The sequence below is a fragment of the Mesorhizobium sp. M7A.F.Ca.US.006.04.2.1 genome (assembly GCF_004022915.1).
In the GTDB taxonomy this organism is placed as follows: Bacteria; Pseudomonadota; Alphaproteobacteria; order Rhizobiales; family Rhizobiaceae; genus Mesorhizobium; species Mesorhizobium ciceri.
In genome coordinates this window covers 1-3,234 of record NZ_RZQA01000748.1, presented here as the reverse complement: position 1 = coordinate 3,234, position 3,234 = coordinate 1, and the positions used below count along the sequence as shown (strand labels likewise).

General features: G+C 63.9%; 4 protein-coding genes. 1 reads left to right on the top strand and 3 read right to left on the bottom strand.

Translation table 11 applies throughout. The features are described 5' to 3' along the window. Nucleotides 1–1,072 (bottom strand): acyltransferase (locus EN925_RS29315; RefSeq protein WP_164894461.1); only part of this gene is annotated, 1,072 nt, incomplete at its 3' end. A 17-nt stretch (nucleotides 1,073–1,089) separates the two neighbouring features. On the opposite strand from EN925_RS29315, the gene EN925_RS40255 reads away from it, so the two are divergent. Further along, complete coding sequence (locus EN925_RS40255) at nucleotides 1,090–1,323, top strand: hypothetical protein (RefSeq protein ID WP_128337116.1); 234 nt, start codon at nucleotides 1,090–1,092, stop codon at nucleotides 1,321–1,323. A 319-nt stretch (nucleotides 1,324–1,642) separates the two neighbouring features. On the opposite strand, the gene EN925_RS29305 is transcribed toward EN925_RS40255, so the two are convergent. Both EN925_RS29305 and EN925_RS29300 read right to left on the bottom strand, forming a co-directional pair. Further along, nucleotides 1,643–2,884 (bottom strand): ATP-binding protein, encoded by a 1,242-nt coding sequence (locus EN925_RS29305; RefSeq protein WP_063172611.1) that lies wholly within the window; start codon nucleotides 2,882–2,884, stop codon nucleotides 1,643–1,645. Next, on the bottom strand, nucleotides 2,881–3,234 hold a 354-nt coding region (locus tag EN925_RS29300), incomplete at its 5' end, for a winged helix-turn-helix domain-containing protein (RefSeq protein ID WP_164894460.1). The genes EN925_RS29305 and EN925_RS29300, both read right to left, overlap by 4 nt.

Sequence of the window (3,234 nt, the reverse complement as noted above, 5' to 3'; positions counted from 1 at the left end):
GTGCGGAGCGGGTGCGCGCGACATAGGGGAAGTGGCGCTTCAGGCTGTTGAGCGGCCTCTCGAAAACCACCCAGGAAATCGAGGCCGCGACAATCGTGGCGGCACTCGCAACCAGGAAACGCCCTGGCCCTTGCTCCGAGACGTTGAGCGGAATCCAGGGTTGCGCTTTGACGGCGAGCGACAGCAATATCGGATGATAGAGATAGACGCCGTAGCTGATGCGGCCAAGGCCCAGCAGCGGCGGCAGTTCGGCAAGCTTTCCCAAAGTGCCGCCAAGGCCGCGCGAACAGGCTGCGACGATGACCATCAGCGGCACCAGCGGCAGGACTTGCCGCACCAGCCAATGGGTCCATTCGAGCATCGGATCGGCGGGCGCAGGCACAAACCACTCGATGACAAGGAATGCGGCCGCGAAGGCAGGCCAGCTGAGCCGCATCCAGTGCGGCAGGGCCGCGCCCCTGGATCGCCAGCAGGCAAGCAGCGCGCCCGTCGCCAGCGCATCCATGGATGCCGGCGGCAGCAGGTCGCGCGCCAGCGCCGTGTTGGCGGTGAGCGGCCAGTAAAAGCGATAGGCCAGCGACAGCGCGATGACGCCGATGCAGATCTGTTCGAAGCGGCGGCGCGGGGCCAGCAGGACGACCAGCGGCCAGGCAAGATAGAACTGCTCCTCGATGCTCAGGCTCCAGAAATGGCACAGCACCCAAGGGTTCCAGTCATTGCGCAGCGCATACCAGAAATTCGACAGGTAAAGCGCATGCCAGACCAGCGATCCCCTGGATTGGTCCAGGTCGACCAGCCAGACGAAACCCAGGACGGCGAAATAGGGCGGAAATATCCGCAAGCCTCGCCTGATATAGAAGGATCGCAGCGCGGGGCCGGTCTCGAATTCGGCGGCCGAACGCGCTTCTAGGAGCAGGCGCGTGATCAGGAAGCCGCTCAGCACGAAGAACAGCCGCACGCCGATATGGCCCCAGAATGAAGATCCTCCAGCGGCGAAGAAATGGGAATACAACACCATCGTCACGGCGATGGCTCTCAACGCATCCAGTTGGATGTCGCGTGCGCTTCCCATCAGCGGCATCCGCCAGCGTGATGGTCGCGACCAAGCCGCCAGCCGGCCGTTTCGAGCGGCAGGCCAAGGCGGACGAGACCCGCCAGAGCGCAGGCATCGTCGAACCTACGCTCGAAATCGACGGACGGGTGGCTCAAGCTGGTCAACCTGGCGGGATCCTCCACGGCGCATATCCAGTCGCAAACGAGTCCCCCAGGAGATCGTTCGGCTACGGCATTGTGCGGCGCAACACAAAAAATCTACCCAGCTGAAATACTTATGTGAGCAAGTGCTAAAAAATTGAGAAAACCGAGCGTTTCTCGTCAATTCTGGCGATTTTTCTCAGAACTTAACGCTGTGGTTTAAATTTTGCCGATGTTCCCGCCTCGGTTGATTTGCGAGCTCGTGGCTTGAGAGCCTAGTTCTTTGTTAGATCACAGGAAGTTCCGTAATCTATATTTTATCTATATGGATCCGGCCCTGGCTCCGTGAAGAAATGATTTGGAACCATTAGCTTTGCGCGGTGCAGCATCGTCTCTGTTTTTCGTCGTTGCCACGCGCAACGCCCATTACTCGGCTGACCGCCAACCCTCACACCGCGTCGAACACCACCGTCTGCTCCAGCCCGCCGCCCCGGCGGTTTTCCAGTGTTACCGTGCCTCCGTAGCGCTCGATGATTTCCTTGGCGATGGCGAGGCCAAGACCAGCTCCGGGGATCGATTGCAGGCGGCCGGGGTCGACGCGGAAAAAGGGCTCGAACGCCTTGTTCAGGAGTTCCGGGGGGATGCCCGGCCCATGGTCCGATATGGTCAGCACGGCGCGATTGTCGGCCGCGGCCAGGTCGATGCGGCACGCCTTGCCATGGGTGGCGGCGTTGACGATCAGGTTGCGCAAGGCGCGGCGCAGGCCGAGCGCGCCGGCGCGCACGCAAACCTTTTCCAGGTGCCCGATCGAGACGGCATGGCCGAGCGACACCATCTCGGCTTCGATATCGCGCACCGTCTTTGCCAGGTCCACCGCTTCGACGGCGTCCTGGTTGACCTCTTCGCGCACCAGGCGGATGGCGCTGTCGGCGATGCGATCGAGTTCGTCGAGGTCGTGAAGCCATTTGTCGCGTTCGTCGTCCAGGAATTCGGCGCGCAGCCGCATGCGCGTCATCGGCGTGCGCAGATCATGGCCGGCGGCCGCGACCAGCCGCATGCGGCTTTCCATGGCGGTCCGCAGCCGCGACGAGAGCTGGTTCAGCGCATGCGCGGTGGCCTTGACCTCGGCCGAACCCACTTCCGGCACCGCCGCCAGCACGCCGTCCGATCCGATCTTGGAGACGGCGGCCTCCAGCATTTCGAGCGGTCGGATCAGCACCGAGGTGAAATAGACCGATACCGCCGTGGCGCCGGCGACGATCAGCGAGATCCAGCCGGCCAGAACCAGCCATTCTCGCCGCGGCGGCTTGAGGTGCGGCACCTCAATGATCGCCCATCGGCTGTCGGGCAGGTGCATCGATGCGATCTGGCCGGGTTCGTCCGGCTTCTCGTTGACGACCGCGGGAAAGTCGAGGCCACGCCGGTGCAGGATGTCGTTGAGCATCGCCGTTTCCGCACGAGCCACCTTGCCGCCCGCTGGATGGTCGGCGAATTGAACCCGCAGGACGTCGGGGATCGGCCCCGGCAAGAGCCGCACCACCATTTCCATCTGTTGGGCAATCCAGGGCACGGTCAGTTCCGGCGGCGGTCCGCCACCGCGCACGCTGATGACGGCGGCCGTCGCCAGGCCGACGACGCCGACGATCGAGGCGACCAACAGCAGGATGAGACGGCGGCGCAGCGAATTCACGCGTGGCTCTCCACGGTCTCGACACGCGCCGTGAGCTGGTAGCCGCCATTGCGCACGGTCTTGAACAGCGGCCCGTCGCCGGTGTCGGAAAATTTCCGGCGCAGCCGGCTCACCAGCACATCGACCGAGCGTTCGAGCGGATCGCGTTCGCGGCCCTGCGTCAGGTCGAGAAGCTGGTCGCGCGACAAAAGCCGGCCGGGACGGTCGAGAAACACCTGCAAAAGATCGAACTCGGCGCCGGTGAGGTCGACGGCCACGCCTCGCGCATCCGTCACCTTGCGGGTCTCCGGTTCCAGCCTGTAGCTGGCAAAGCGGTAGATGCGCGCGCGCGGCGGCGCGGGCGCATCTAC